Below are 26,766 nucleotides of genomic sequence, written 5' to 3'. Positions count from 1 at the left end.
TCGTCTTTTCCCGATGACCTTAGTCCCAGCAGTGCACCAGCACAGTCATGCCGCTGGCACGCCGGTTCAGTTCATTTGGTGAAATCGCCGAGGAGCCTTGACCGGATTGCCCGGAAACACCGGCTTTGGTCAGGACCTCTGTCAGGCTGTCCACATTTGCCGCAAGACTAACGCTGGCGGGCAGGGTGCGTCCTTCAGAGGGTTTGGGAAGCAGCATCCCGACCACATTTCCGTTTTGGTCAAAGACCGGCCCACCGGCATCGCCCGGCTGCGCCGACAATGCCAGACGCTTGACGCCGGTTTCCCCGTTCAGGCCGTGAACGTCAGCGATTTGCCCATAGGTCAGCGTCGGTGCGCCCAATGCGCCCTCATACGAGTAACCGGACACTGCGACTTCGGACTGAAGGCGGGGTTGTTCGGCATTGAACTCAGCCACGCTGATCGGGGCGAGGGTCTGACTGGGGCGCAATACGGCAATGCCCTGGTTGCCATCGGACCAGGCGACCTGAGCCTCCTGATCTCCATCCAGCGTGATGCGCGAGCAGCCATCGGTAATCTCGGACACTGTCAGAACTGAACCACTTGCATCCGCAAAGAAACCGGAACGGGACAGGCGCGGCTTGCGGACTTGCAGGCCGGAAACTAAGTCAATCCGTTGTTCCTTATCAGCACCGGCTCCGGCGTCCAGAACGGCGTTCGTGGTGGCATAGGTTGCACGCATCGCGGCCAGAACCCGCGCCCTGCGGTCGTCGTCTCCTTCGGGCCAGACCAGAGTGAAGCCTTTTATCTTGCCATCTTTCAGCGAGGCCTGAGTAAACGAGACGACACCGTTTCCACGGCCTTCGATGGTGAACGCATCCCGGCGCAGTTCACGCGGGCCGTTCAGCGGGACAATTTCCAGCGACTGCATCACTTCATAAAGCGCCTGCAGCGTTGACCGAGTGCCCTCCTGGCTGATCAGCAGCACTTGCGCGTCCAAGTCCGATGTCGAATTGAAATGTGCAAAAGGCGCCTCGTAGCGGTCAAAGGCGACGATACCCAGAGGCAGATCTATGGTGATCCCGGCTTGTTCGTCGACATGTCGTTTCATGCCGACGCTGATAAGCGGTGCGTTATAGTCGTCCATCAGTGTTTTGCGTTGCAAAGTCGTCAGCACGCCTGTGGGTTCGAAGCCGTTGAACCTTTGCCATTCCGACATCGAGCGGCGCGTACCTGCGCCGAATGCTCCGTCAATTGTTGAATTATAGAACCCGGCCGCCTGCAACGCGGTCTGCAGATTCTTGCGCTCCTGCGCGCTCAACAGGCGCTCGCCCTGCAGGGCCTGCGACCGGGTTTCTTCCCCCGGTTGCACGGAAAGGCTGGTTACAGGCTGTTCCGGTTGTGGCTCGACCGGTGGGGTGACGACGCCCCGGTCCAGAATGTTCGCACCGACCGGCCAGAATTGCTGCCCCAGCGCGCTGGAGAATGCGATGAAACTGTCCGTAGGGATTTGGCCTTCGGCTCGGTAAACGCGCAATACCTGCTCGGCATCCGAGCGCAAATATGGCCCGATAACAATGGCATACCATCCACTGTTCAGGCGAAATCCGTTCACGTCGGGCAAGGTTTGGGCATAGGCCTGCGCGCGGTCCTGCGCCTCGCGCAGCGAAGGTTGCGCCTCGACCTGAACCCAGACGCCCTGGTCTTGCTGAGCGATTGCAGCGCGCAGCCCAAAAGATAGAAACAATAGAATTGCCGTGAATATGCGTGTCATTTTCTGCCCGTTTTATGCAGCGTGTTTTCCTTGGCGCAGATTACGCGATTTCGCGGGTCAAACGCCATGCCCGCATTACGGGGAATTTCCTGTGTGGCTGCGCAGCGACAGGCTGGCGTGATTGGCCCGTTGACGCCCCTCGGCCCCTTGCATAGGAAGGGCAAAACCCACCGGAACCGGGCTAAGAAACGCCCAAAGGGAAAGTCATGACCCAACCGTCCAGCGCACCTCGTTCATTTCAGGAGATTATCCTGCGGCTCCAAACCTATTGGGCTTCGAAGGGATGCGCGATTTTGCAACCATATGACATGGAGGTTGGGGCAGGAACGTTCCACCCCGCGACGACATTGCGTGCGCTGGGGTCAAAAGCGTGGGCTGCGGCCTATGTGCAACCGTCGCGCCGTCCGACCGATGGGCGTTATGGAGAGAATCCGAACCGCTTGCAGCACTACTATCAGTACCAGGTGCTTATCAAACCCAGCCCGCCGGACCTGCAAGATCTGTATCTGGGATCGCTTCAGGCCATCGGCATCGACATGGATTTGCACGATATCCGCTTTGTCGAAGACGACTGGGAAAGCCCGACGCTGGGGGCGTGGGGCCTGGGTTGGGAGGTCTGGTGCGACGGTATGGAAGTCAGCCAGTTTACCTATTTCCAGCAGGTCGGCGGCCATGACTGCGCGCCTGTGTCCGGCGAGTTGACTTATGGTCTGGAGCGTCTGGCGATGTATGTACTGGGCATCGACCACGTGATGGACATGCCGTTCAATGACCCTCAATCGCCAAGCCCGTTGACCTACGGTGACATCTTCAGGCAAACCGAAGAAGAATACGCCCGCTGGAACTTCGATATTGCCAATACCGAGGTGCTGCTGCGCCATTTTGAAGAGGCCGAGGCCGAATGCGCCGCCATTTTAGCGCAGGAGCATGACGACCCGAAAACCGGCAAGCGCATAATCATGGCGCACCCCGCTTACGATCAGTGCATCAAGGCGTCACACATTTTCAACCTGCTTGACGCGCGGGGGGTAATCTCGGTCACCGAACGGCAGGCTTATATCGGCAGGGTCCGGGCACTGGCCAGGCAATGCGCGGACGCATTCGTTCAGACCGAGGCCGCCGGGTTCGAGGTCTGATGGGGCGTTCAGGCCAAACCCGGAAGCAGCGCTTTAAGCCCATCGGCGATCATGCCGATCGCGATGGCGGACAGGATCATGCCCATGAACCGGCTCATGATTACACGCGCGTTGTCCGACAGCCGTTCAGCCAGCCAGGACGCGTTCCAGAAGGTCCCCAAGAGCAAGGCGACGACAACCAGGAAAACTCCGGCATAAACAACGGTTTCAAGCGGGGTTTTGATGTGGTGCGCGTACAGGATCAGCGTTGTGATCGTGCCGGGGCCGACCAGAATGGGAAAGGCCAGCGGATAAAAGGCAACTGTGTCCGGCGCCGGGTAGGATTGCTTTTCCCCTTTGGTTCCGTGATGCGAACTGCTCTCGTTTCCGTTCAGCATATTGAGGCCGATCATCAGAACAACCAGACCGCCGGCAACCCGCAGGTGGTCGACGCTGATCCCGAACAGACCAAGCACCTGGCTGCCGACGGCCGCGAACGCACCGCCAAGGACCAGGCAATACAAGGCCGTTTTCACTGCGATTTTCCGTTGATCCGCCGCGGTCAGGCTGTCGGTCACACTCAGAAAAACGGGCAGGTTGGTGATCGGGTTCATGATGGCAAACAGCGCGCCGAAAAACCCAACGGCAAGGGTCGATTCCATAATGATAGCCTCGTTTCTGCCTCTTCCCATTGGGAACCTGTCCTATTTTACAAGAACTTGAAAGAGGCGGCGTGAGCGATGACGGGTAAACTGCTGGCAATTATCCTTTTGGTTTCTGCCGTGTTGGCCGGCGCAGGCATGTATTATCTGCAGGTCTACGGCTTCTACTACGATGTGGCGCCGCAACCCGGACAGGACGTTGCTCTGCTGGCCGAAGGGGCTGACGCGCCTACACCCATTGCATATTCGGCATTTAAGGCGATTGATGCCGACAGCTCTCCGATCCGTTACCGGGCGTGTTTTGAGACGGATCTCACACTGGATCAACTCGCTTCTTTTGTTCCTGCGGATGACCCCGAACCGCTGACTGCGCCGGGATGGTTTGACTGTTACGATGCCGTGTCGCTGGCGGAAGCTTTGGAATCCGGCCAGGCACAGGCTTTTGTCGGCACGAAGAACATCCACTTCGGGGTCGACAGGATCGTCGCCGTTACCAATGACGGCAAGGGGTATGTATGGCACGCGTTGAACAATTGCGGCGAAAAGGCCTATGACGGAACAGTCATAGGTGAAGAATGCCCGCCCAGACCGCAGAACTGAGGGGGAACCGGTGGGCTTTGTCGCCGAAATCCCTGATTTCCTGACGGCCACGTTGGGCTTTGCCGTCTACCTCATCGGGGCCGAGATCAATGCTCGCGTTGCCGCGCTGCGCAGCTTCAACATCCCCGAACCGGTGACCGGAGGACTTCTGGCGTCTCTGGTCGTTTTGTTGCTGTATCTGCTGTTTGAGATCGAACTGTCTTTTGAGCTCAGCACGCGTGACTTCCTGCTGGTACTGTTTTTTGCCGGGATCGGGCTGAACGCGCGGCTATCGGATTTAATCGCGGGCGGTAAGCCGCTTCTTTTTCTGCTTATTTTGACGCTTGCGACCATCGTATTCCAGAATGTGATCGGGGCATTCGGCGCATCGCTTTTTGGCTACCCGGCCCAAGCTGGTGTTCTGTTTGGATCGGCCGCTTTGATCGGTGGGCACGGCACGGCCATCGCCTGGGCACCCGAAGTCGCGCAGGTCGCTGGGCTGGAAGGTGCGACCGAATTAGGGGTGGCTGTGGCGACCTTGGGTTTGGTATTGGCCGCTCTGGTCGGCGGCCCGATCGCGCGCTTTCTGGTCGAAGGTCGCAACCTCAGCCCTGATCGTCCGGATGAGGAACACAGCGTCGGTCTGCCGGATGATCCCAAGGCCAAGAAACCCGATATCGATCATCTGACCATAATGCGCGTTCTTCTATACCTGAACGTTGCGATCATTCTGGGCTATATGCTGGGCGAGGCGATATCAGCCGCGGGCCTAAAATTGCCTTTGTTCGTGCCCTGCCTGATCATGGGTATTGTCATCGCCAATCTGCGCAGCGCGTTTTTCCCTTCCGCGCCGCCCGTTGCACGCACGCCGTCGCTGGCGCTGATTTCGGAATTTGCGTTGGGCGCGTTTCTGGCGATGTCCCTGATGAGCTTGCAATTGTGGACCATTGCAGAATTGGGCCTTGCTATTGTCGTGATCATGACGGCCCAAACCCTTTTTGCCGTCGTGTTCGTGTTGTGGGTTCTGTTCCCGGTCATGGGATCGAACTACCGCGCCGCCGTCCTGGCCGCCGGATTCGGAGGCTTTGCTCTGGGCGCCACCCCCACTGCAATTGCCAATATGACCGCCGTGACCAAGCGATATGGCCCTTCGCCTATTGCCTTTATCGTGCTCCCCCTTGTATCCGCATTCTTTGTGGATATCGCCAATGCCATCGTCATTCAGACGATTGTAAATTTCTAAGGACCGAAAATGCCCGACCTGCTGATCGAATTGTTTTCCGAGGAAATCCCCGCGCGCATGCAGACCCGCGCGGGTGAGGATCTGAAAAAGCGGATCACCGATGGTTTGGTCGAGGCCGGTCTGACCTACGCCTCAGCCGCCGCCCTCACAACGCCGCGCCGCCTGACGCTGGCGGTCGAGGGGATGTTGACTGAAAGCCCAACGATCCGCGAGGAACGCAAGGGTCCGAAAGTCGGCGCGCCGGACAAGGCCATCGAAGGGTTCCTGCGCGGTGCGGGCCTGACCCGCGACCAGCTTGAGGAACGCGAAACATCCAAGGGTGCGGTCTATTTCGCCACTGTTGAAAAAGCAGGACGCCCGGCGGCCGAGATCGTGGCCGAAGTGCTTGAGGCCACAATCCGCAACTTCCCCTGGCCCAAATCCATGCGCTGGGGCGGCGGGACCCTGCGCTGGGTGCGCCCGCTGCATTCGATCCTGTGCACCCTGACCGACGAGGCCGGCGCGCAAGTGGTGCCGCTGGAAGTTGAAGGGATCACATCCGGTGACACGACCGAGGGCCACCGTTTCATGGCGCCGGGTCGGTTTTCTGTTACCTCCTTCGAGGATTACGCCGCCAAGCTGAAGCGCGCCTTTGTGGTGCTTTCACCCGAGGAGCGCGCCGAGCACATCTGGAACGACGCGCAGAACATGGCCTTTGCTGCCGATTTGGAAGTGGTCGAAGACAGGGGCCTGCTGGCCGAGGTTGCCGGTCTTGTTGAATGGCCCGTGGTGCTGATGGGGCAGATCGACGAGGAGTTCCTGGAGTTGCCGCCCGAGGTGCTGCAGACCTCGATGAAAGAGCATCAGAAGTTCTTTTCCGTGAAGAACCCCAAGACGGGCCGGATCGAACGCTTCATCACCGTCGCCAACCGCGAAACCGCCGACAATGGCGCGACCATTCTGGCAGGCAACCAAAAGGTGCTGTCGGCCCGTCTGGCCGATGCGAAGTTCTTCTGGGAGAATGACCTGCGCGTCGCCAAATCGGACATCGCCCAATGGACCCGCGCGCTGGAGAATGTGACCTTCCACAACAAGCTGGGCACCCAGGCCGAACGCATCGACCGCATCGCCGCGCTGGCCCGCGAACTGGCCCCGGTGACCGGAGCGGATGCTGGTGACGCCGAGAAAGCCGCGCGTCTGGCCAAGGCCGATCTGAGTTCCGAGATGGTCTATGAATTCCCCGAACTTCAGGGGCTTATGGGCCGCTATTACATCGAAGCCGCCGGCGAGGACGCCGCCGTAGCCGCCGTGGCACAGGAGCATTACTCGCCGCTGGGTCCGTCGGACGACGTGCCGACCGCGCCGCTTTCGGTGACCGTGGCACTGGCCGATAAGCTGGATACGCTGACCGGGTTCTGGGCGATTGATGAGAAGCCGACCGGATCGAAGGACCCGTTTGCCCTGCGCCGTGCCGCGTTGGGGGTTATTCGGTTGATTTTGGAGAATGGGCTGAACGTACGCCTTGTTCCGTTAATCAGAAAGAAGTCCACCGAAGTCACAGGAGAACTGCGCCTCAAGGGTTTCTATGATCTGATGTCAGCAATCGACCATGTGAAGGCAGACATTGGAGCAGTGGGTAGAACTTTGGACAAGGCGATGAAAGTCGCAGTCGATTCCTTCTTGGAGCAACCAAACGACCGAACAGAGCAGTCAATTTTGGAAGCTTTCGGTCGAGTTCATGCACGTAACCTCCTCTCCTTCTTCCACGACCGCCTTAAAGTCTTCCTTCGCGACGAAGGTATCCGCCACGACATCATTGACGCCTGTATCGCGATGGAGGGGAATGACGACCTCAATCTGCTGGTCAAACGCGCCCGCGCCCTGAATGCGGTGATCGCAACCGAGGACGGGGAAAACCTCGTGCAGGGCTTCAAGCGCGCCAACAACATCCTGACGCAGGCCGAGGAGAAGGACGGGGTCGAATACTCCTATGGCGCGGATGTGAAATTTGCCGAGACGGACAGCGAAAAGGCGTTGTTTGCCGCTCTGGACCAAGCACAGGCCAAGATCGATCCGGCGCTGAAGGCCGAGGATTTCCCGACCGCGATGTCCGCCATGTCCGCCCTGCGCGGGCCGGTGGATGCGTTCTTTGAGGATGTGCAGGTCAACACCGACAACGACATCCTGCGCCGCAACCGTCTGAACCTGCTCAGCCAGATCCGGCAGGTCTGCTCCAGCGTCGCCGATCTGACCAAGATCGAAGGATAAAGGCACGGGCGCGCGGCAATGCGCGCCCAGAACGCCCTTGCGTGAAGGGCGCAGGCGCTTATGCTGCGGTGAAACAAAAAGGTGCCGCAGTGCAGAATAACCCGCATACCACGCTGATCACATCCGATGCGCCCGTTGCTGCCAACACCCATGGGGGCCGGGCAAAGTGCCTGCAACGACTGGTCCGGTTGGATATGCCCGTGCCGCGCACGGTGGCGCTGTCTTTTGACTCGGTGCATCATATCGCCGAAGGGCATGTCCCTGATATCGAGGCCATTCTGGAACAGTTCGATCCATCGGCTCTGCTCTGTGTGCGTCCAAGCTCCGAAGACCCGGACTGGGGCGGACCGGGTGCCGTATTGAACATCGGCATGAACGACGCCCGCTATCTGGACCTGTCCGCGGAAATGGGTCGGGACGCTGCGGCTGCGCTGTACCTGCGATTTGTTCAAAGCTATGCGATGCATGTTGCCCGGCTGGACCCGGACGTCTTCGACGATATCGACGCCGACGGCCGCGAGGGGTTGAGCCTGTCGTTGCGCGCCTACGAAGATGAAACCGATGAGGCCTTTCCGCAAGACCGGGGCGAGCAGTTGATTGCGGTCCTGCGCTCGATGGCGCGCGCTTGGGATGGGACATCCGCGCGTTTGTTGCGACAGGCCAAGGGCGCCCCGGCGGATGCCGGTCTGGGATTGGTCATACAGGAGATGATTCCGGGTGTCGGGCAGGGGGAATGCGGCTCGGGCGTGTTGCAACTGGTGGATCCGACCACGGGGATGCCCCAGATCACCGGGCGATATCTGAGCCAGAGCCAGGGCAGGGATGCCTTGGGCAAGGATGTGTCGGCGCTCTACCTGGAAAAGGACTCGCGCGGTCAGTCGCTTGAGGACGTAGCGCCGGACGCGTTCGCTGATCTCAAGGCCCACGCAGCCCTGATGCGCCAGAAGCTGCGCGAGGAAATGCAGGTCGAATTCGTTGTTCAGGACGGCGAGGTGCATATTCTGGACGGCGTTCGCGTTCAGCGCGGCTCGCGCGCGGCGATGCGGATTGCGGTGCGATTGGCCGAAGACGGTATTATCCCGCCGCAAGAGGCGGTGATGCGGATCGACCCGCATTCACTGAACGAGCTGTTGCACCGTCAGGTTCATCCGGACGCAAAACGCGATGTACTGACCACGGGGATTGGGGCAAGTCCAGGAGCCGCGACAGGAAAAATTGTCTTTACCGCCGCCGAGGCTCAGGCCAGTGCCGCGCGAGGAGAGCCGTGTATTCTGGTGCGCCGGGAGACCTCGCCTGAAGACGTGCGCGGAATGCATGCGGCGGTGGCGGTCCTGACGGAAAAGGGCGGGATGACCAGCCACGCCGCCGTGATCGGTCGCGGGCTGGGTTTGCCCTGTATCGTCGGAGCCTCGGAAATGCGGTTCCAGACCAAGAAAAAGTTGCTGACCGCGCCTGATGGGCGTGTGTTCAAGACCGGTGATACCCTGACCATCGACGGCAGTTCCGGGCAGGTATTGGCCGGTCAGCCAGCGATGCTCGAAGCCGCTTTGGACGATTGTTTTCAAACGCTGATGGGCTGGGCAGATGCCGAGCGGGACATCGAAATTCGTGCCAATGCAGACACGCCCGCGGATGCTCAGACGGCTCGGAACTTCCAGGCCCATGGCATCGGGTTGTGCCGGACGGAACACATGTTCTTTGATCCCGGCCGCCTCACGGTGATGCGCGAGATGATCTTTGCCCAGACGCCTTCAGGGCGCTCGGCGGTGCTGGAACGTCTTCTGCCCATGCAAAGGCAGGATTTTGTACAGCTTTTTCGGATAATGGAGGGGCAGCCCGTCTGCATTCGCCTGTTTGACCCGCCACTGCACGAATTCCTGCCCACGACCCGCAGCGGGCAGCGCGAGTTGGCCGAAGCCTTGGACCTGCCGGTTTCTGACGTCGAGCGCCGGGTCGTCGCGATGAGCGAATACAACCCGATGCTGGGGCTGCGCGGCGTGCGTCTGGGTGTGACCGTGCCGGAAATCTATGACATGCAGGCCCGCGCGATTTTCGAGGCGACGCTTGAAGCCAGCAAGGACGGTGACCCGGTGGTGCCCGAGGTAATGATCCCGCTGGTCTCGGCCAAGCGCGAAGTCGAACTGGTCAAGGCCCGTATCGATGCCGTCGCCGCCGAGGTCGCCTCGGAAAGGGGACAGGAATTCGATTATCGGCTTGGCGTGATGGCCGAAACACCGCGCGCCTGTCTTCGCGCGGACGAGATTGCGCCGCACACGGCCTTTCTCAGCTTCGGAACCAACGATTTGACGCAAATGACTTATGGGCTGTCGCGCGACGATGCGGGACGGTTCATGTCTGCCTACGTGCGTCTGGGTGTTTTCAACGAAGACCCGTTTCACGTTCTGGACGCGGATGGTGTGGGCGAATTGTTGCGGCTGGGGGCTGAACGCGCCCGTTCCGCCCAGCCCGACGTGACCCTGTCAGTTTGCGGGGAACACGGCGGAAACCCCGAATCAATCTCGATTTGCCGGGATTTGGGCTTTGACTATGTGTCTTGTTCACCGTTCCGGGTGCCGGTCGCTCGGCTGTCTGCCGCTCAACTGGCAATTTCGTCCAAACTTGGGGGTTGACTTGCCCCCAAAGCCCAAGGATTAGTGGGTTTGGGATGGACCTGTGGTCAAAACTTTTTGGCCTCACGGGCAAGATTCCACTTGCTTTTTTTTCAGAACTGGACGTTTCGCTTCGTCTGGGTTATGAGCCTCGTCGCGCCCGCCGGGGGAGGGTAAGGCGCGTTTGTGCCTGTGCGAGGTTATCTGATGAAACGCTACATAGTGGCTGTTGCCTTAACGGCGGCAACCGTGCTGCCGAATGTGTCCATTGCCGAACGGCAGGACGTAGAAGTGACAAAAGATGAGCTGGTTGCCCGCAATGAATTGCCGGGGCAAAGCTTTCGCGACTATCTGAAATTGTTCAAGCCGCGCAAAGCGCCCGAGCAGAAAATGTCCTATACCAAGGACTGGCTGGACCAGCAGCCGAAGGCGACCGGGGACGAAGGTTTCCGCTGCCTCGCCGAGGCGCTGTACTTTGAGGCGCGCGGCGAAAGCGTGCGTGGACAATTTGCTGTTGCCGAAGTGATCATGAACCGTGTGGAGAGCAGTCGGTTTCCGGACACGTTGTGTGGCGTCATCAAACAGGGGACAGGCAAGAAATATCAATGCCAGTTTACGTACACCTGCGACGGCTACAAAGAGGTCATCCACGAAAAGCGCGCTTATGAGCGTGTTTCGAAGGTTGCGCGGGCCGCACTTGACGGTATTGCCGACGAAATGACGGCCGGCGCCACGCATTATCACACCAAGGCCGTGCGTCCGTCCTGGTCCAGGGTGTACAAAGAAACCGCCCGGATCGGTGTGCATATTTTCTATCGGCACAACTACCGCACAGCCAGCAACTGATTGACGCACCTGCGCTGGAAGCTTCATGGCGCGGGGCAGGGTGCAGTCCTATATTGCGGGCCAGGAGGCCCGTAATGACATTGAACAGAAGACAAGTCCTGAAATCGGCAGCAGCCATGGCGCTGGTGCCAACCTTGGCACGGGCAACGCCCCCTTTGCTGGAGGCACGTGAAGCCGCTCAGCAGCTGGCGCCACAAGGGTATCCTGAGACCAAGATCTGGAGCTTTGGGGGTTCGGTTCCCGGCGCGACCTTGCGCCTGCAACAAGGAGAGCGTGTCCAGCGCAGACTGGTCAACCGGTTGCAGGATCCGACCTCGGTCCACTGGCATGGTATCCGTATCGACAACGCAATGGATGGCGTGCCGGGTTTGACTCAGGCAGTCGTTCCGCCGGGCGCCAGCTTTGATTACGATTTTGTTGTGCCCGATGCCGGAACCTATTGGTATCACGCGCATAACCGGTCGATGGAACAGGTGGCGCGAGGCCTGTATGGCCCACTGATCGTGGACGAGGCGAAGGGGCCGGACGTTGATCAGGATCTGCTGATGGTTCTGGACGACTGGCGCATTGATCCGGATTCCGGCCAGATTTCGGATGACTTCGAAAATGGCCATGATCTGAGCCATGCCGGACGCCTTGGTAACCTGATTTCGGTAAATGGTGCCTTCGATCCGTCCTTTTCAGTCAAGGGCGGCCAACGTCTCAGGCTGCGTCTGATCAATGCTGCGAACGCCCGGATATTTGACATCGGAGTAGACGGACTGGCTGGCTGGATTGTCGCGCTGGATGGAATGCCGCTGGAAATCCCTCTGCCGCTTGATGGTTCCTTTCCACTGGCGCCGGCACAACGGGCTGATCTTGTGGTCGATGTGACTGCCGAGGCTGGAAACACCGCCAGCCTGATCAGTGTTGAGCAGGATGGCGCGTATGGGTTGGTTCGCTTGGATGTGTCGGGGCAATCGACCCGTGCCGTCCGGACGGGAATCGATCCACTGCCGCCAAACCCGTTGCCCAGGGTATTTGGGCTCAAGGAGGCGCCGCTGCATCGGATGAGCCTTCAAGGCGGCGCAATGCGTTGGCTCGACAGTGCCCGGATCGGGGATGCGGAATTGTCTGGTAGGGAACTGGCCCAATTGGGTCGCTTCTGGGCCTTGAATGGATACGCAGAACGTCCCGGTGATCCGTTTCTGGACGCGACGTTGGGCAGCGTGCATCGTATTGAGTTTGTCAATGAAACGGCTTTTCCGCATGCTATGCACCTGCATGGGCATCATTTCCGGCTTGTACTGGACAAAGGCGAACTCGGCCCGTGGCGCGATACAGTTCTTGTCGAGCGTGGTCAGACACGGCAAATTGCGCTGGTTGCGGACAATCCAGGGAACTGGCTGCTGCATTGTCACATGCTGGGCCACGCCGCCTCGGGCATGATGAGCTGGTTTCGGGTCACTTAACGCCGCATTCGGCGGGTGGAATGGCGTTTGTATGAGTGTTATAGGCCCCTTCAACGCCTAGACTGGGCGAACATATCCACAGAGCCCGAAAAGGCACGCTCATGAGTTCAGAAATCCGCCTCGCCTTTGCGCATCCCTCCGAACGGGCTGAAGCGACCGCGCCAAGAGGTCCGCTCGACCGCATTTCTTTGCGCGACCATATCGTCGAGGTTGAGATCGGCGCGTTTCAAGCCGAGCGTGGCACAACCCAGCGCATTTGCTTTAACATTGTGGTCGAAGTGCGCCCGCTAACCGGTCCGATCGACGACGATGTGGATCGCATTCTGTCATATGACCGTGTAACCGAGGCAATTGCCTATGAGCTGGCTGCAGAGCGCCTGAACCTTCTGGAAACGCTCGCCGATCGAATTGCCGAGCGGATCTTGCTTGAGCCTCAGGCTGTAAGAGCTTTTGTCCGAATAGAAAAGCTGGATCGCGGGCCCGGCGCTTTGGGTGTCGAAATTGTGCGCGGCAAAGACGCAGTGCACCACGACGTTACCGAAGAAGAACGCCCCCATCCGCGTCTGGTATTCCTGTCGAACGAGGCGATTGCCTCGGGCAATCTGACCGGTTGGATTGACCAGTTGGAAAACCGCGTTCGGCCATTGATCCTGTGCGTCGGTGCTTCTGATCTCGCCGTACCGCAGACCGGGCACGCAATGACACAGCGTCGGATTGATCTTTTGGCGATCGAGCAGAACGCATGGGTATTGGCGGCGCGTGACCATCGTTGCGTTGTGGTCTCGACCCGGACCGAGCTGGACTGGGCCATGAAGAATGGCCAGATTTGCGTCTGGGCTCCGTCCAAAATCGTGCTGGACGCCGTGGACGGCCCGTCTGCGGCGCCTTCTGATGCGGTCGCGCTTGCCGCTTGGTTTGCCGCTACCTTTGAAGCCAGCGAGATGATGGTCATTGGCGGTGACCTTCCTAAAGAACCTAAAACGCCATTGCGTGCAGTGCCGGTGGGGCAGGCGCAACTGTGACGGTCTACTATCGACCGCTGGTCCAGCACGGCCCGTTGCGCCCGGATGGAGCGGCGGCGCTGGCCGGACAAGATCTATGGTTCACCCACGCCGAGCGACTGGTTCGTGGTGCGCCAGCTGAAATCGTAGAAATATGCGAAATACCAGATGATCACCTTGGATTCCTAACCCGCTTTCGTGAGGACGTGGCTGGGTTGAACATGGGTCACCCGCACATGATGGGCATTCTGAACGCAACGCCTGACAGCTTCTCGGATGGTGGCCTGCACAATTCCCTTGACGCAGCTCTTTCGGCCGCCGTTGATATGGTGGAACACGGGGCCAGTATACTTGATATCGGCGGAGAATCGACGCGACCGGGTGCTGCTTACGTTCCCGAAGACGAAGAAATCGCGCGCACCCGTCCTTTGATCGAAGCAATCCGGGCGGAAACCGATGCGCTGATCTCAATCGACACCCGGAAGGCCAGCGTTGCCAAAGCCGCTTACGAGGCGGGGGCAGGACTGATCAACGACGTGTCAGGTTTTACCTTTGATCCCGCGCTGGCGCCATATTGTGCTGAAATCGGTGCGCCGGTTTGCGTGATGCACATGCAGGGCGATCCGGCAACGATGCAGGACGACCCGAGCTATGACAACGTGCTGTTGGACGTGTACGATTTTCTTTCGTCTCAGGTGGCCCGGCTGGAAGCGATGGGGCTGAAACGTGATCTGATCTTTGTCGATCCCGGTATCGGTTTTGGCAAGACCGAAGAACACAATCTAACTCTGCTGCGCAATATCAGCCTGTTTCACGGTCTGGGCTGTCCGATCCTGTTGGGCGTGTCCCGCAAAGGTTTCATTGGTCAAATCGGCAAGGAACCGCGCAAGGACGCCCGCGCACCGGGATCAATCGCCGTGGCGTTGGCGGGATTGTCGCAAGGTGTGCAAGTTCTGCGCGTGCATGATGTGGCCGAGACCGCTCAGGCCTTGCGCCTGTGGGCCGCTGTCCGGTAATCCGGACGCAGACCAAATTCACGGAGTTCATTTGATGCGCAAGCTGTTCGGAACTGACGGGGTACGAGGCACCGCCAACACGCACCCGATGACGGCAGAGATGGCCTTGCGTATAGGTGCCGCAGTCGGGCGCTACTTTCGCCGTGATGCCTCGGGCGTTCACCGCGTTGTAATCGGCAAGGATACCCGCCTTTCCGGTTACATGCTGGAAAATGCGCTGACGGCGGGGCTGACTTCGACCGGGATGAACGTGCTGCTGCTGGGGCCGGTACCGACCCCGGCGGTGGGTCTGATGACCCGGTCCATGCGGGCCGATCTGGGCGTGATGATCTCGGCCAGCCACAACCCGGCCGAGGACAATGGTATCAAGTTCTTCGGTCCCGACGGGTTCAAACTGTCCGATCAGGCGGAGGTCGAGATTGAGCGGCTGATCGAAGAGGGTGTGAAACCGGCGCAGGCGCAGAACATTGGCAGGGCGCGCCGCGTGGATGATGCGCGGTTCCGGTACGGTGAGCGTGTGAAATCCTCGCTGCCGCGCGATCTGCGGTTGGATGGGCTGAAGGTGGTGATCGACTGCGCCAACGGGGCTGCACACCGCACCGCACCCGAGGTTCTGTGGGAATTGGGCGCGGATGTCATTCCTGTAGGGATCGCCCCGAATGGCAAAAACATCAATTTGGGGTGCGGTTCGACGCAGCCTCAGGTCGCTGCCGAAACGGTAGTGGCGCACGGCGCAGATGTAGGTATTTGCCTTGATGGCGACGCCGACCGTGTTGTCGTAATCGACGAGATGGGGCATGTGGCCGATGGCGACCAGCTGATGGCTCTGCTGGCGTCTGCCTGGTCAAGGGCCGAGCAACTGAAGGGTGGCGCGCTTGTGGCCACTGTGATGTCCAACCTCGGTCTCGAGCGCCATCTGGATGCGCAGGGATTGCGGTTGGAGCGAACCGCAGTGGGCGACCGTTATGTTGTCGAGAGGATGCGCGAGGGCGGCTTCAATCTGGGCGGCGAGCAATCCGGCCATATTGTGATGAGCGACTACGCCACAACCGGAGATGGATTGATGGCGGGCCTGCATTTCCTGGCGGAGATGGTGTTGACCGGGCGCAAAGCGTCGGAACTGGCACACCAATTCGAGACGGTGCCCCAATTGCTGAAAAACGTCCGCTACGGAGACGGGCAAGCGCCTCTTGAAGCTGCGAGCGTCAAGGCAGTTATCGCCGATGCCGAGGCGAAACTGATCGGACAAGGCCGTCTTCTGATCCGGAAATCCGGAACGGAACCGCTGATCCGTGTAATGGCCGAGTGTGAAGATGACGCACTTTTGGCGCAGGTCGTGGACGGTATTGTGGCCGAGGTTGAAGCGGCAGCAAGTTAACGCCCGAACAGGGTCTTGCGCAGACTGAACCACTGGCTGATCGCCATCCCTGTCAGGATCAGCGTCAGGGCGATGTAAAATCGCAATGGCAGGGCCTCGGACAGGATCCAGGCCCCAAAAATCATCGACCACACGGGAACCTGATAGTTTACCAATGTCATGAAGACCGATCCTGCGCTTCGGATGACGGATACCCGCAGCAGAGTTGCGAATGCAGTTGGGATCAGGCCAAGCGTGATCAGAGCAAGCCCGGATCGGGTGCCGCTCCAGGCTGGAACGCCCTCGGTTGCCAACATGATGGGAAGCAGGATGACTGCGCCGACGACCAGTGTCAGGGCCGATAGCGAAACTGGGTCGATAGGCGGGCAGCGACGGGTGAAGATCGACGCGCAGGAATAACAAAATGCGGCTCCGATACAGGCGATCTGGGCAAGTGGCTCTGCACCCTGACCCAGTTGCATGAGACCGGGACCAATCAGGACAAGCGCGCCGGTGAAGCCCAGCGTTACTCCGAATAACCGTCTTAGGTTCAGCGGTTCATCGGAAAAGAAATGCGCCAATGGCAACACCATCAGTGGAATCGCGGCCATCGAAAGCCCGGCAAATGCTGAAGGTACGAATTGTTGCCCCCAGCTGAGCAACACAAAGGGCAGGGCGGTCGAGAGAACACCGATCAAAATGATCGAGCCCCACAATCGGGCATCCGGATTGGGAAACCTGCGCCCTGTCAGACGCATCAACACCAAAAGTGTGACGGCCCCCAGTGTCGTGCGTGCAGTTGCGACTGTTACCGGTCCATATCCCTCCAGCGCAATGGCGACGACCATGAATGTCCCGCCCCAGATGAGGCCAAGCAGAAGGATGCCGCTCCAGTCTTGCTTAGTGGGTTGTTGAACCATTTCACCCACTTATCCCGCGAAGTTGTCAGTGTCACGCAGAGATGTTGACATTATGTAAGCTATTACTTACGGTAAGTAATGGCTTACGAAACTGTGTTTTCCGCCTTGGGCGACCCTACGCGCCGTCAAGTGTTCGAGGCTGTTGCCGAGCGGCCCCGCGCGGTCGGAGAATTGGCTGCTGACCTGCCGGTCAGCCGACCTGCGGTTTCACAGCATCTCAGGATTTTGTCTCACGCGGGCCTGGTTGAGTGCCGGGCGGAAGGCACGCGCCGCATATACGCGGCCCGAACCGAAGGTCTGGCCGAACTGCGCGCCTGGCTAGATCGCTATTGGGCAAATGTTCTGGACAGTTTTGCAGCCGAGATCAATCAAAAGGGGAAGGAATCGTGACGGGTCCCATTGTCAAAACCGTGGTTGTGAACGCAACACCCGAGCGTGCATTTGATGTCTTCGTCAACCGGATTGCGAAATGGTGGCCGCTGGACGGCCATGCCGTTTCGGCGTCGTGCGGTAAACCGGCGCTGGCAGTAGCGATTGAATCTAAAATCGGAGGATCTGTTTACGAGACGATGCATGATGGCACGCGTGCCGAATGGGGGCAGGTTCTGGTTTTTGAGGTTGGAAAGCAGCTGGCTTTCAGTTGGCATCCGGGCACGGAAAAGGATCGCGCCACGCGAGTTGAGGTCGTGTTCGAAGCTCAAGGAGAAGCGCAGACCAAAGTAACGCTGACCCATTCCGGCTGGGAAGTGTGGGCGACAGAAGCGCCGGACAAGCGCAACGGCTACGACGCCGGCTGGGATTTCGTGCTGGGTGAGTGCTTTGTTCGTGGTGCGCACGCATGAAAAAGGGCGGCCGCGTGTGGGCCGCCCTTTCGCAGACTTTCGCCAGACTTAGTTCTTTTCCTTGTCGACCATCTTGCCGGCCGAGATCCAAGGCATCATGGCGCGCAGTTTCGCTCCGGTTTCCTCGATCTGATGCTCATCATTGGCGCGACGAGCTGCTTTGATGGTCGGCTGACCAACGGCGTTTTCCAGCATGAAGTCACGAACGAACTTGCCTTGCTGGATGTCGTCAAGCACCGCTTTCATCCGAGCTTTGGTCTCGTCGTATTTCAGGATGCGCGGGCCGGTGACGTACTGGCCGTATTCGGCGGTGTTCGAGATCGAGTAATCCATGTTGGCGATGCCGCCTTCGTAGATCAGGTCAACGATCAGCTTCACTTCGTGCAGGCACTCGAAATAGGCCATCTCGGGCGCGTAACCGGCTTCGACCAGGGTTTCAAAGCCGCAGCGGATCAGCTCGACCAGACCACCGCATAGAACGGCCTGCTCACCGAACAGGTCGGTTTCACACTCTTCGCGGAAGTTGGTTTCGATGATGCCCGAGCGACCGCCACCGATGGCCGAGCAGTATGACAGGCCGATTTCCAGCGCTTTGCCGGTTGCGTCGTTATGCACCGCAACAAGGCAAGGCACGCCACCGCCTTTGGTGTATTCGCCGCGCACGGTGTGGCCGGGGCCTTTGGGGGCCATCATGATGACGTCGACGCCTTCTTTCGGCTCGATCAGTCCGAAGTGGACGTTCAGGCCGTGGGCAAAGGCAATGGCCGAGCCCGGCTTGATGTTGTCATGCACGTATTTCTTGTAGGTCTCTGCCTGCAGTTCGTCGGGCATGGTGAACATGATGACGTCGCACCATGCGGCCGCTTCGGCGATGCCCATGACTTCCAGACCTTCAGCTTCGGCTTTCTTGGCCGATGCCGAACCTTCGCGCAGAGCGACGACCAGGTTCTTGGCACCCGAGTCGCGCAGGTTCAGCGCGTGCGCGTGACCTTGCGAGCCATAGCCCAGGATAGCCACTTTCTTGTCTTTGATCAGGTTGATGTCGCAATCGCGATCGTAATAGACGCGCATTTTGCCGGTCCTTTCAGTTTCGATTGCAGTGCTTTTACCCATGCGTTTTGGTATTGGCGAGTGGTGCGAAAGTGAGTATTTGAAAAAAAGGTGAAGATTAATTCGCCAAATTGATGGAAAGTAAGAAATTCATGCTTGATGATCTGGATCGCCGCATCCTGCGCCATTTTCAGGCCGATCCGAGCCTTTCCGCCGCGGAACTTGCGGACTTGTGCCGGATCAGTTCGGGGGTCTGTTGGCGACGGATCGAGAAGATGCAGGCAGCAGGCATTATCCAGGGTCAAGAGGCCGTGATCGACTGGGCTGCGCTGGGTTATGCGGTGGAGGTTTCCCTGCGGGTCACGTTGGACAAGACGCAACCGCGGGCCTTCGACGAATTTACCGCCGCCGCGCGCGAGGTCGCTGAAGTCATCGAAATACAGACATTCCTTGGGCGGGTTGATGTCCGCCTGTCCGTACTGGCGCGCGATATGCCCCATTATCAGCAGGTTTACAGGGACCGTATCCTGCCGTTGCCACATATCGCAGATATCGAAGCCCTGATGCATATCGCGCGGCTTAAGCGCGACGAGGTTTTGCCGGTATGATCGATCTGGATGAAATCGACCGAATGATCCTGCGCGCATTGGTTCAGGACGCGACACAAAGTGCCGGCGCGCTTGGCCGTCGCTTTGGACTGAGCCAACCCGCCACGTGGCGGCGCATTCGGCGGCTGGAGAAAGCGGGCATCATCAAGGGGCGGCGTTTGCGGCTGAATGCCGAGGCTCTGGGTTTCGGTGTGACCGTTTTCCTCGGCGTGAAGCTGGCTCGAAAGGGACAAGTTAGCCTAGAGGACTTTGAACGCGCCGTGAGCGCCATTCCCGAGGTTCAGACAGTCGAGCACGTTCTTGGATTATACGACTATCGCCTGCGAGTGGTCGCACGTGATTTGTCCGACTTTGAACGGGTTCTGCGACGGCGGATCATGACGCTTCCAGGGGCGGGGGATGTCGAAGCAAATGTATTGCTGAGCGAGGAACGCCTGCCGGGGCCGATCGGTTGACTTTCGTCAGTATCTGGTGCGGATGCAAAAGCCCGGATGATGCGTCATGCGCGCAAATGCCATCGGCTGCCCGTCCTTCCAGGTGGTGCGCTCTAGCTGGATCATGGACGTGCCGGTCGTGGTTCCCATGTACTCGGCCAGCCGACTGTCGGCCGAGATCGCGCAGAACGCGATTTCCGCTTCGGTAAAAGGGGCCGCGTGCAGCAACCATTCATGCGGGCCGCTATTGCTCAGGTCGGCGTGTTCGACATCGGGTACGGTTTCGATATTGATCCAACGCTCTTCAAGCTGGAACGGTCGATTGTCTGCGTAGTGCATACAAATCACGTGCAACACGCGAGCGTCTGCTTCGACGTTGAGCTGCGAAGTCAGCCAGCCGGGGCTGTAGACAAGATTGCGTTCGACCAATGCATACCGGTATGTCGAGTTCTGGTTCTCAACCGCTTGACGGGCCAGAGAGATCTCCAGTTTCGCCTGCTTCCGGGGCTCTTTCTTGACACGGGTTCCGCTTTTGCGCTTGCGCTCGACAAATCCCTGCTCGGCCAGTTCGCGCAGGGCGCGGTTTACTGTGGCGCGCGCGCAATTGAATTCTTCGGCCAACTGCGTTTCGGTGGGCAAAAGGGATCCCTGCGGCCACACGCGTGCTTCGATCCGTCTTTTGACCTCGTCCCGTACAACCTGAAAACTAATCCGTTTGTGCGCAGTCACGTGCAGCAATACCTTTTCTAGTTCAAAGTGTGCTTATCTGGTCAGAAACACGCCATGGTGTAAAGAGAGGGTGACACTATTTGGCGTCATTTCTTCACTTTGTGGCGCTGGAAATATCAAAATAATACCGATGGTTACCGTTGACCCAAGGTCAATATTCCCGTTTCGATCATCTTTACCTTCGCGACCGGAGGGTGCAGAAACGTGGAAACGTCAGGAAAGGACAGAAGATGCCTGCATTGCTGGAACATGTTGACCCCGATGGCCTCGAAGAATTTTCGGTTGTCTTCACGGACCGCTCCCTCAACCACATGTCAGCGAGCTTTCAGCAGGTGATGCGTGATATCTCGGGATTGCTGCGCGAGGTGTACAACGCTGACGGGGTGGCGGTCATTCCGGGCGGCGGTTCATACGCAATGGAGGCCGTTGCCCGGCAGTTCGCACGCGGGGCCAGTGTTCTGGTCGTGCGCAACGGTTGGTTTTCCTATCGCTGGAGCCAGATCATCGAAACCGGGGGCCTGACAGCGAAGGCAACTGTTCTGAAGGCGCGTGAGACCGGGAATAGCAGCCCATCCCCTTTTGCCCCCGCACCGATTGAGGAGGTCGTGGCGACCATACATGAGCAAAGGCCAGACATCGTTTTTGCGCCACATGTAGAAACCGCCGCCGGTGTAATACTGCCCGACGACTACGTTTCAGCCATGGCAGCTGCAGCGCATGAAGTCGGTGCCTTGATGGTGTTGGACTGCATCGCCTCGGGCTGTGCCTGGGTCGATATGAAAGCGAGTGGTGTGGACGTCTTGATATCCGCTCCGCAAAAGGGATGGAGCGCCTCACCGTGCGCCGGTTTGGTGATGTTGTCGGATCAGGCCGAGGCCCGACTGGCAGAGACAACGTCGGACAGCTTTGCAATTGATCTCAAAAAATGGCGGCAGATTATGCAGGCCTACGAAAACGGTGGGCACGCCTATCACGCGACGATGCCGACCGATGCGTTGCGCGCGTTCCGCGATACGATGGTCGAGACACGGGATTACGGATTCGACAAACTGCGTGACGCGCAATGGGCGCTGGGCGCTGGTGTCCGCGCGATGCTCGGGGACAAGGGCATCATATCGGTCGCAGCTGATGGGTTTGGCGCACCGGGTGTTGTGGTCAGCTACACGTCCGATCCCGAGGTTCAAAGCGGTAAGAAATTTGCTGCGCTGGGTATGCAGATCGCGGCTGGTGTTCCGCTGCAATGTGACGAGCCCGAGGGGTTCAGCACGTTCCGTCTGGGCCTGTTCGGTCTCGACAAGCTGTATGATGTGGAGGGCACCATTGCGCGCCTGAAACGTGTCTTGGACCAGGTGCTGTAATGCTCGGTGAGCCTCAGCGCACGCCGAGGCCCATCTGCATAAGCGTTTTTCGCACCGGTGGCAGAGAATAGAGCGCGTTCAGCCCCATGGCCCGTGCATCCCGCAGCGGTCGCGCCTCTATCATCGAGGCGCGGTTCAACAGGTCGATTCCTTTGACACGCAGCGCGATCTCGTTATGACGCGCCTTGTGATACGCCTCGAGCATTTGCGCGTCTCCCAACCCGTCCGGGCGCGCTTGCGCCAGGTCCAGCAGACTGCGCAGATCGCCGAGCGACATATTCAACCCCTGCGCCCCGATCGGAGGGACCACATGGGCGGCTTCGGCCATAAGGGCGACACGCTCAGCCGAAAGGCGCTCGGCCGACTGGCTGATGATCGGCCAGATTGTCCGGCGTGAGGCCAGTTTCAGCGGGCCGAACAACCCGCAGGACCGTTCCGTCATCTCGGCCTCGAAGGACTCGGGGTCCAGGTTCAGAAGGTCGACGGCGCGGGGACCTCGCTCCATCCACACGATGGCCGACGAGGGCCGCCCCTGCCAATCGGGCAGCGGCACCAGCGTGAAAGGTCCACCGGAGCGGTGAATCTCGGTCGAGACATTGTCATGCGGAATCGGGTGGGTGACGGCAAAGGCCAGCGCTTTCTGCCCGTAACGTGTCGTGTGAACGTTGATACCAGCAGCTTCGCGCATGGGTGAAGCCCGCCCGTCTGCAGCCACCACGAGCTTGCAGCGAATGCGGGAACCGTCGCTGAGACCCACGCGCGCCTCGGCGGTGCGGGTGAACAGGTTGACGGTGCCGGTGCCCGGCCGGAAATCGACAGTTGGCAGCTCGGCAAGTCGCGCCACCATCTCGCGCCGCAACAGCCAGTTTGGCAGGTTCCAGCCAAAGGGCTGGTCGGAAATATCCGAGGCGTTAAAGTCGCGCACGACACGGGGTTCAGGTACGTCTCCGCCCGCATCCACAATGCGCATGATTTGAAGCGGCGCAGCATGCGAATCCAACCGCTGCCACAGGCCGCATTGCTCCAGCAGCCCGCGGGCTGGTTGAAGAAACGCCGTTGTCCGCAAGTCCGAACCGTCAGCATCCCGTTCGGTGACCGGTGGGGCGGGATCGACGCAAATCACGTCAAATCCGGCGGCTCCAAAGGCGGCAGCGGCAGTCAGCCCAGCGATGCCGCCGCCGGAAATCAGGATGTCACAGGTGTCAGTCATGGCGCAGGTCTCCGTTCCCGGCAGAACCTAGTGCCGATCAGTGCGCTGCGCCAAGTGACATCCTGTCCCGCGTCTCATCCGCGCGAAATCAGGATCAGGAGGATGAACATCATCGGCACCATTGCCAATGCGGGGATGTACAGGCCGGGCAGCCCGAACAACATCACCGAACAGCCCCACATACTGACGATTGCCGCCGCGGTGTAATACCAGTCTTCGGCTGCACCGTTGGCCGCATCGCGGGCCAGCCAGCCAAAAACGGGGATTGCAAACAACAGGCGCTGCCAGATGGGCAGGCGCCGAGGCATCTCGATCGCGCTCATGGGGGTCTCCGTTCTGTTCGTCGCAAAACGGCATATAGGAGCTATGCTGCAGGTGCAGAATGAGCAGATCGTCGCAGTGTGACAGGCTACCGCAGGCGGGCCAGAAAGCCGGTCAGATCGTCGGTGTGGTGGTGAATGTGATCCGCCTCGTGCCGATCCGGAGCCACGTGGACAGTGCGCATTCCCATCTCGTGCGGGGCGGCCAGATTGCGCGGGTCATCCTCGAACATGGCGGCTTTTTCCGTCTGGATACCGTCCTGGGCAAACACCGTCTCGAACGCGGCCTTTTCGGGCTTTGGGCGGTAGCCAGCATGTTCCACGCCATAGATCGCGTCGAAAAGGCCGCTCAGGCCACGCGCCGCCAGAACACGCTCGGCATAAGGGGCCGAGCCATTGGTGTAGACGATCCGCCGACCGGGCAGCGCGCGGATATGATCCGCCAATGCGTTGTCAGGCTCCATATGGCTCATGTCCACCTGGTGCACCGCATGCAGATAGGGGTCGGGGTCAAGATCGTGTTCTGCCATAAGACCGGCAAGCGTGGTGCCGTATTCACGCCAATAGTGGCTGCGCAGCCGGTCAGCCTCGGGGCGATCCACGCCAATGGCCTGAACGACGTAGTCCGTCATCAGCACCTCGATCTGATCGAAAAGACGCATATGCGGCGGGTAGAGCGTGTTGTCGAGGTCGAACACCCATTGGGTGACGTGATCAAAGGCCTGTTTCACCATGATCTTGGTTTAGGCTGGCTGGGGACGGTTTTCAATGCCTGCTCTTGATCGTTGGCCCCTGTGACGGATAGACATGTCCGAACGAGGAGACAAAGACCCCATGCCCCATACAAAACAGTCCAACAGGGACGCTTACAGCCTGATACTCGAAGCCATTGACGTGGGCGTGTACAAACCGGGCGATCGTCTTGTCGAGAGCGAATTGGCCGAACGGTTCGGCGTGTCGCGCACGCCGATCCGCGAGGCGTTGCAGCGGCTTGAGACGCAATCGCTGCTGGAACGGGACGGGCGGTCGCTGATTGTGGCGTCACTGGATCACAACCAGATGGCCGAGCTGTATGTGGTGCGGCGCGAGCTTGAGGGGCTGGCGGCGCGGTTGGCAGCCCGTCATGCAACCGAGGAAGAGATAAAGGTGCTCAAGGACATGGTTGCGGCGGATGACGCGCTGGTCGACGACCCGTCTGCCTTGTCGCGCGCCAACCGGCGGTTTCACGAGCAGATCCACCTGGCCTCACACAACCGGTATCTTGTGCAGCAGCTGGACCTTGTGCATCGGACGATGGCACTTATGGCGACGACTTCGCTGGCCGTTCAGGGGCGGGGTGAAATCGCGCAAAGTGAACACAAGAAGATCGTCGATGCAATCGCGGCCCGCGACGAAGATGCCGCGGCGCACGCGCTGAAAGACCACATCTCGATCGCTTTCATGACGCGCCTGAAGCAGGACGCGGTGCAGCGCGAGAAATAAGGCGATTGGCGGTCGGCATTTCCTCGGTCGCGTGGCCGTGTTGGGTCTTGTCCCAGAAGAACGGTTTGACCGCCAGCTCCCAAAGACCCTTGTAGGCCGCCAACACGCCCAACGGAAAATACAATGCCATCGTCGGAACCCATGGGATCAGGAAGCGCCTGTTCCCCGCCGCTACTCCGAGACCACCGACCAGGCAGTTGGCCGCCTCGGCGAGCAGAAAAAGGTAGAGGCAGGCCGTTAGTATTCCGGTGGGAACAATGCCCTGAAATGGGTGTGAGACCCCCAGAAAAGCCAGCCAAAACACCCAAAGCACCGGGGCCAGCAGGAACTGACCAATGGTCCCGAGAAAAAAGGCCTGGACACCCAGGAACCTTAGAATCCCCAGGTCGCGCAGCAATCTCCATGGAGATCGCATATGCACCAGATAGGTAACCATGAACCCTTTGAGCCAGCGTGAGCGCTGTTTGACCCAGGGCCAGGCGCGAAAGTTCGCCTCTTCATAGGTGGCCGTGTTCACGATTTCGGTCCGGTAACCCGCGCGGCACAGGCGCACACCCAGATCGGCGTCCTCGGTTACGTTGTGTGCGTCCCAGCCGCCTAGCTCCAGCAACTTGTCGCGGCGGAAAAAGAATGTTGTGCCGCCCAAGGGAACGACCAGACCCAATCGGGCAATTCCGGGCAGAATAACGCGGAACCAGCCACTGTATTCGATGGTGAAGCAGCGCGACCGCCAGTTGGTGCGCGGGTTGTAGTAATCCAGCGCGCCCTGCAGGCAAACAACGTTGTCAGGCGCATTGGCGAAGTGACGGACAACCGTTTCGATCTGATCCGGAACCGGGGCGTCCTCGGCATCCCAAACGCCTAGAATCTCACCCCGGCAAAAGTCCAACGCATAATTCATGGCTCGGGGTTTGGTCGTCAGCTTGCCGCGCTCGGGAACTTCGACAACGCGGATCCAGCTTGGCAGGCTCACATCACGTAAGGCTGCGCGGGTCACGTCGTCCCGTTCCTCAAGAACAAGGATCACGTCCAGCAGCGCTTTGGGGTAGGTCAACCGCTGTAGCCGGGCAATCAGGGCATCGGCGATCTCCTTCTCTTGGAACAGAGGGACCATGATCGAAACGCAAGGCAGGCGGGGCGGGGCACTCGACTCCGGTTCCGGTGGGGCCGGCTTTGGTGACAGGTATGCAATCAGGCCCGCCAAACGAAGAAACAGAAACATCACAAGCGTCAGCACCGTTACTCCAAACAAGAAGGCCAGCCCAATATGCGGCAGAGCCGCCATTGCGCAGCAAAGGATCAACAGCAGAACCACCGGAACCGACCGCGAGCGGGCCGTCCATGTGCGGCAGCTTTGTGCTTGGTCAACGCGTGCCTCCGCCGCCTGAGCTAATGGTTGCGCAAATACACACGCAATCGCTGCGTCGATCTGGTCAGTTCCGGCCAGAACAGGAACAGCTGAATGACCACAATCGCGCAGCGCCGCAGCCACAGGGTCGAACCGGTCCGGTCGCGACGTGGCTACCAGCAGCAAAGGTCCAATACGTGTCCAAGGAATGGCGTTGTGCTCCAACCAGAACTCGGCGGGTTTGATCGCACAAAGCTCCGGGTCAGGCGACGTTTGCGTGAAATCTGCAATTTGTAGTCCGCTTTGGTCAGACAGTGCCTTAAGTACGTCCTGCCGGTTGGCCCAGCCCTCACCCACCAGGATTTCGCCCAAGGGTGCTTTTTGCCGGTGTTGTTTATTCAGGGCCGCCGACAATTGCTGTGGTGTGATGATGCCTTGCTCCAGCAAGCAAGTGCCCAGTGGCTTTCGGGCGTCGGGTCCAGGAACGGGGAGAACCGGAGCCAGACGTTGAAAATTCAGTTCGACCATGAAGAAACCCTGCCGCCCGTGTTGAGCGACAGGGTTGTCAAAACAGGGTTAACGTCAG

General features: G+C 59.5%; 25 protein-coding genes. 16 read left to right on the top strand and 9 right to left on the bottom strand.

Features of this window, described 5'->3' with window-relative positions:
* Nucleotides 1-19: 19 nt before the first annotated feature.
* The gene (locus AC2TDJ_RS11615) at nucleotides 20-1,753 is read right to left on the bottom strand and encodes a serine protease (protein ID WP_480842340.1); all 1,734 of its coding nucleotides are present in this window, start codon (nucleotides 1,751-1,753) and stop codon (nucleotides 20-22) included.
* A gap of 206 nt (nucleotides 1,754-1,959) precedes the next feature.
* Here AC2TDJ_RS11615 and AC2TDJ_RS11610 point away from each other — a divergent pair, with 206 nt between their 5' ends.
* Complete coding sequence (locus AC2TDJ_RS11610; protein WP_480842338.1) at nucleotides 1,960-2,889, top strand: glycine--tRNA ligase subunit alpha; 930 nt, start codon at nucleotides 1,960-1,962, stop codon at nucleotides 2,887-2,889.
* Nucleotides 2,890-2,897: 8 nt separating this feature from the next.
* Here AC2TDJ_RS11610 and AC2TDJ_RS11605 read toward each other — a convergent pair whose 3' ends face one another.
* On the bottom strand, nucleotides 2,898-3,530 hold the full coding sequence (locus AC2TDJ_RS11605) for a MarC family protein (protein ID WP_480842336.1): 633 nt from the start codon (nucleotides 3,528-3,530) through the stop codon (nucleotides 2,898-2,900).
* 78 nt (nucleotides 3,531-3,608) lie between these two features.
* Here AC2TDJ_RS11605 and AC2TDJ_RS11600 point away from each other — a divergent pair, with 78 nt between their 5' ends.
* From AC2TDJ_RS11600 to glmM, 9 genes are all read left to right on the top strand, one after another.
* Nucleotides 3,609-4,130, top strand: a complete 522-nt coding sequence (locus AC2TDJ_RS11600) for a DUF6446 family protein (RefSeq protein ID WP_480842334.1) — start codon at nucleotides 3,609-3,611, stop codon at nucleotides 4,128-4,130.
* A 10-nt stretch (nucleotides 4,131-4,140) separates the two neighbouring features.
* Nucleotides 4,141-5,352: a sodium/glutamate symporter gene (gltS, locus tag AC2TDJ_RS11595; protein ID WP_480842332.1), complete on the top strand. Its 1,212-nt coding sequence runs from the start codon at nucleotides 4,141-4,143 to the stop codon at nucleotides 5,350-5,352.
* 9 nt (nucleotides 5,353-5,361) lie between these two features.
* A complete protein-coding gene (gene glyS, locus AC2TDJ_RS11590) occupies nucleotides 5,362-7,599 on the top strand; it encodes a glycine--tRNA ligase subunit beta (protein ID WP_480842330.1) in 2,238 nt (745 codons plus the stop codon).
* A gap of 68 nt (nucleotides 7,600-7,667) precedes the next feature.
* Nucleotides 7,668-10,229 carry a putative PEP-binding protein gene (locus AC2TDJ_RS11585; protein WP_480843025.1) on the top strand — a complete coding sequence of 854 codons (2,562 nt, stop codon included), beginning with the start codon at nucleotides 7,668-7,670 and terminating at the stop codon, nucleotides 10,227-10,229.
* 186 nt (nucleotides 10,230-10,415) lie between these two features.
* Nucleotides 10,416-11,054, top strand: a complete 639-nt coding sequence (locus tag AC2TDJ_RS11580; RefSeq protein WP_480842328.1) for a cell wall hydrolase — start codon at nucleotides 10,416-10,418, stop codon at nucleotides 11,052-11,054.
* Nucleotides 11,055-11,128: 74 nt separating this feature from the next.
* Nucleotides 11,129-12,505 carry a multicopper oxidase family protein gene (locus tag AC2TDJ_RS11575; RefSeq protein ID WP_480842326.1) on the top strand — a complete coding sequence of 459 codons (1,377 nt, stop codon included), beginning with the start codon at nucleotides 11,129-11,131 and terminating at the stop codon, nucleotides 12,503-12,505.
* 101 nt (nucleotides 12,506-12,606) lie between these two features.
* Nucleotides 12,607-13,527, top strand: coding sequence for a dihydroneopterin aldolase (locus AC2TDJ_RS11570; protein WP_480842324.1), 921 nt, complete (start codon nucleotides 12,607-12,609; stop codon nucleotides 13,525-13,527).
* On the top strand, nucleotides 13,524-14,522 hold the full coding sequence (gene folP / locus AC2TDJ_RS11565) for a dihydropteroate synthase (RefSeq protein WP_480842322.1): 999 nt from the start codon (nucleotides 13,524-13,526) through the stop codon (nucleotides 14,520-14,522). Before AC2TDJ_RS11570 ends, folP begins: the two co-directional genes overlap by 4 nt.
* A 34-nt stretch (nucleotides 14,523-14,556) precedes the next feature.
* On the top strand, nucleotides 14,557-15,900 hold the full coding sequence (glmM, locus tag AC2TDJ_RS11560) for a phosphoglucosamine mutase (RefSeq protein ID WP_480842320.1): 1,344 nt from the start codon (nucleotides 14,557-14,559) through the stop codon (nucleotides 15,898-15,900).
* Here the strand turns inward: glmM and AC2TDJ_RS11555 are convergent.
* Nucleotides 15,897-16,799 (bottom strand): DMT family transporter, encoded by a 903-nt coding sequence (locus AC2TDJ_RS11555; protein ID WP_480842318.1) that lies wholly within the window; start codon nucleotides 16,797-16,799, stop codon nucleotides 15,897-15,899. The two genes, glmM and AC2TDJ_RS11555, sit on opposite strands and share 4 nt — an antisense overlap.
* 78 nt (nucleotides 16,800-16,877) lie before the next feature.
* Between AC2TDJ_RS11555 and AC2TDJ_RS11550 the strand changes: the two genes are divergently transcribed.
* A complete protein-coding gene (locus AC2TDJ_RS11550; protein WP_480842316.1) occupies nucleotides 16,878-17,189 on the top strand; it encodes an ArsR/SmtB family transcription factor in 312 nt (103 codons plus the stop codon).
* The gene (locus tag AC2TDJ_RS11545; RefSeq protein ID WP_480842314.1) at nucleotides 17,186-17,641 is read left to right on the top strand and encodes an SRPBCC domain-containing protein; all 456 of its coding nucleotides are present in this window, start codon (nucleotides 17,186-17,188) and stop codon (nucleotides 17,639-17,641) included. Before AC2TDJ_RS11550 ends, AC2TDJ_RS11545 begins: the two co-directional genes overlap by 4 nt.
* 48 nt (nucleotides 17,642-17,689) lie before the next feature.
* On the opposite strand, the gene ilvC is transcribed toward AC2TDJ_RS11545, so the two are convergent.
* The gene (ilvC, locus tag AC2TDJ_RS11540) at nucleotides 17,690-18,712 is read right to left on the bottom strand and encodes a ketol-acid reductoisomerase (protein WP_480843024.1); all 1,023 of its coding nucleotides are present in this window, start codon (nucleotides 18,710-18,712) and stop codon (nucleotides 17,690-17,692) included.
* Nucleotides 18,713-18,843: 131 nt separating this feature from the next.
* Between ilvC and AC2TDJ_RS11535 the strand changes: the two genes are divergently transcribed.
* Together AC2TDJ_RS11535 and AC2TDJ_RS11530 are read left to right on the top strand one after the other, a co-directional pair.
* On the top strand, nucleotides 18,844-19,299 hold the full coding sequence (locus AC2TDJ_RS11535) for an Lrp/AsnC family transcriptional regulator (RefSeq protein WP_480843023.1): 456 nt from the start codon (nucleotides 18,844-18,846) through the stop codon (nucleotides 19,297-19,299).
* On the top strand, nucleotides 19,296-19,754 hold the full coding sequence (locus tag AC2TDJ_RS11530; protein WP_480842312.1) for an Lrp/AsnC family transcriptional regulator: 459 nt from the start codon (nucleotides 19,296-19,298) through the stop codon (nucleotides 19,752-19,754). The genes AC2TDJ_RS11535 and AC2TDJ_RS11530 overlap by 4 nt, the downstream gene beginning before the upstream one ends.
* A 6-nt stretch (nucleotides 19,755-19,760) precedes the next feature.
* On the opposite strand, the gene AC2TDJ_RS11525 is transcribed toward AC2TDJ_RS11530, so the two are convergent.
* The gene (locus tag AC2TDJ_RS11525; RefSeq protein WP_480842310.1) at nucleotides 19,761-20,462 is read right to left on the bottom strand and encodes a histidine utilization transcriptional repressor HutC; all 702 of its coding nucleotides are present in this window, start codon (nucleotides 20,460-20,462) and stop codon (nucleotides 19,761-19,763) included.
* 230 nt (nucleotides 20,463-20,692) lie between these two features.
* Between AC2TDJ_RS11525 and AC2TDJ_RS11520 the strand changes: the two genes are divergently transcribed.
* Complete coding sequence (locus tag AC2TDJ_RS11520) at nucleotides 20,693-21,820, top strand: aminotransferase class V-fold PLP-dependent enzyme (protein WP_480842308.1); 1,128 nt, start codon at nucleotides 20,693-20,695, stop codon at nucleotides 21,818-21,820.
* 13 nt (nucleotides 21,821-21,833) lie between these two features.
* On the opposite strand, the gene AC2TDJ_RS11515 is transcribed toward AC2TDJ_RS11520, so the two are convergent.
* The 3 genes from AC2TDJ_RS11515 to AC2TDJ_RS11505 all read right to left on the bottom strand — a co-directional run bounded on the left by AC2TDJ_RS11515 (nucleotide 21,834) and on the right by AC2TDJ_RS11505 (nucleotide 24,084).
* A complete protein-coding gene (locus AC2TDJ_RS11515; protein WP_480842306.1) occupies nucleotides 21,834-23,030 on the bottom strand; it encodes a UbiH/UbiF family hydroxylase in 1,197 nt (398 codons plus the stop codon).
* Nucleotides 23,031-23,104: 74 nt separating this feature from the next.
* Nucleotides 23,105-23,353 carry a hypothetical protein gene (locus tag AC2TDJ_RS11510; RefSeq protein WP_480842304.1) on the bottom strand — a complete coding sequence of 83 codons (249 nt, stop codon included), beginning with the start codon at nucleotides 23,351-23,353 and terminating at the stop codon, nucleotides 23,105-23,107.
* Between the two features lie 86 nt (nucleotides 23,354-23,439).
* Nucleotides 23,440-24,084 (bottom strand): pyrimidine 5'-nucleotidase, encoded by a 645-nt coding sequence (locus AC2TDJ_RS11505; protein ID WP_480842302.1) that lies wholly within the window; start codon nucleotides 24,082-24,084, stop codon nucleotides 23,440-23,442.
* 100 nt (nucleotides 24,085-24,184) lie between these two features.
* Here AC2TDJ_RS11505 and AC2TDJ_RS11500 point away from each other — a divergent pair, with 100 nt between their 5' ends.
* Nucleotides 24,185-24,832 (top strand): GntR family transcriptional regulator, encoded by a 648-nt coding sequence (locus AC2TDJ_RS11500; protein WP_480842301.1) that lies wholly within the window; start codon nucleotides 24,185-24,187, stop codon nucleotides 24,830-24,832.
* Here the strand turns inward: AC2TDJ_RS11500 and AC2TDJ_RS11495 are convergent.
* Entirely contained in the window at nucleotides 24,789-26,708 is a 1,920-nt protein-coding gene (locus AC2TDJ_RS11495) for a glycosyltransferase family 2 protein (protein WP_480842299.1), read from the bottom strand. The two genes, AC2TDJ_RS11500 and AC2TDJ_RS11495, sit on opposite strands and share 44 nt — an antisense overlap.
* Nucleotides 26,709-26,766: the final 58 nt, after the last annotated feature.

This window comes from Ruegeria sp. HKCCD6647-2, from assembly GCF_057221075.1.
Note: the sequence above shows the minus strand (reverse complement) of the source record. Positions and strands in the feature narration are given on the sequence as shown.

What these genes read in the sequence shown, in the direction of transcription:
- AC2TDJ_RS11500 (WP_480842301.1), top strand. Translation starts at nt 24,185, where the DNA reads ATGCCCCATACAAAACAGTCCAACAGGGACGCTTACAGCCTGATACTC.
- AC2TDJ_RS11605 (WP_480842336.1), bottom strand. Translation starts at nt 3,530, where the DNA reads ATGGAATCGACCCTTGCCGTTGGGTTTTTCGGCGCGCTGTTTGCCATC.
- glmM (WP_480842320.1), top strand. Translation starts at nt 14,557, where the DNA reads ATGCGCAAGCTGTTCGGAACTGACGGGGTACGAGGCACCGCCAACACG.
- AC2TDJ_RS11495 (WP_480842299.1), bottom strand. Translation starts at nt 26,708, where the DNA reads ATGGTCGAACTGAATTTTCAACGTCTGGCTCCGGTTCTCCCCGTTCCT.
- AC2TDJ_RS11610 (WP_480842338.1), top strand. Translation starts at nt 1,960, where the DNA reads ATGACCCAACCGTCCAGCGCACCTCGTTCATTTCAGGAGATTATCCTG.
- AC2TDJ_RS11615 (WP_480842340.1), bottom strand. Translation starts at nt 1,753, where the DNA reads ATGACACGCATATTCACGGCAATTCTATTGTTTCTATCTTTTGGGCTG.
- ilvC (WP_480843024.1), bottom strand. Translation starts at nt 18,712, where the DNA reads ATGCGCGTCTATTACGATCGCGATTGCGACATCAACCTGATCAAAGAC.
- AC2TDJ_RS11580 (WP_480842328.1), top strand. Translation starts at nt 10,416, where the DNA reads ATGAAACGCTACATAGTGGCTGTTGCCTTAACGGCGGCAACCGTGCTG.
- AC2TDJ_RS11535 (WP_480843023.1), top strand. Translation starts at nt 18,844, where the DNA reads ATGCTTGATGATCTGGATCGCCGCATCCTGCGCCATTTTCAGGCCGAT.
- AC2TDJ_RS11570 (WP_480842324.1), top strand. Translation starts at nt 12,607, where the DNA reads ATGAGTTCAGAAATCCGCCTCGCCTTTGCGCATCCCTCCGAACGGGCT.
- AC2TDJ_RS11510 (WP_480842304.1), bottom strand. Translation starts at nt 23,353, where the DNA reads ATGAGCGCGATCGAGATGCCTCGGCGCCTGCCCATCTGGCAGCGCCTG.
- AC2TDJ_RS11505 (WP_480842302.1), bottom strand. Translation starts at nt 24,084, where the DNA reads ATGGTGAAACAGGCCTTTGATCACGTCACCCAATGGGTGTTCGACCTC.
- AC2TDJ_RS11550 (WP_480842316.1), top strand. Translation starts at nt 16,878, where the DNA reads ATGGCTTACGAAACTGTGTTTTCCGCCTTGGGCGACCCTACGCGCCGT.
- AC2TDJ_RS11520 (WP_480842308.1), top strand. Translation starts at nt 20,693, where the DNA reads ATGCCTGCATTGCTGGAACATGTTGACCCCGATGGCCTCGAAGAATTT.
- AC2TDJ_RS11575 (WP_480842326.1), top strand. Translation starts at nt 11,129, where the DNA reads ATGACATTGAACAGAAGACAAGTCCTGAAATCGGCAGCAGCCATGGCG.
- AC2TDJ_RS11600 (WP_480842334.1), top strand. Translation starts at nt 3,609, where the DNA reads ATGACGGGTAAACTGCTGGCAATTATCCTTTTGGTTTCTGCCGTGTTG.
- AC2TDJ_RS11515 (WP_480842306.1), bottom strand. Translation starts at nt 23,030, where the DNA reads ATGACTGACACCTGTGACATCCTGATTTCCGGCGGCGGCATCGCTGGG.
- AC2TDJ_RS11530 (WP_480842312.1), top strand. Translation starts at nt 19,296, where the DNA reads ATGATCGATCTGGATGAAATCGACCGAATGATCCTGCGCGCATTGGTT.
- glyS (WP_480842330.1), top strand. Translation starts at nt 5,362, where the DNA reads ATGCCCGACCTGCTGATCGAATTGTTTTCCGAGGAAATCCCCGCGCGC.
- AC2TDJ_RS11555 (WP_480842318.1), bottom strand. Translation starts at nt 16,799, where the DNA reads ATGGTTCAACAACCCACTAAGCAAGACTGGAGCGGCATCCTTCTGCTT.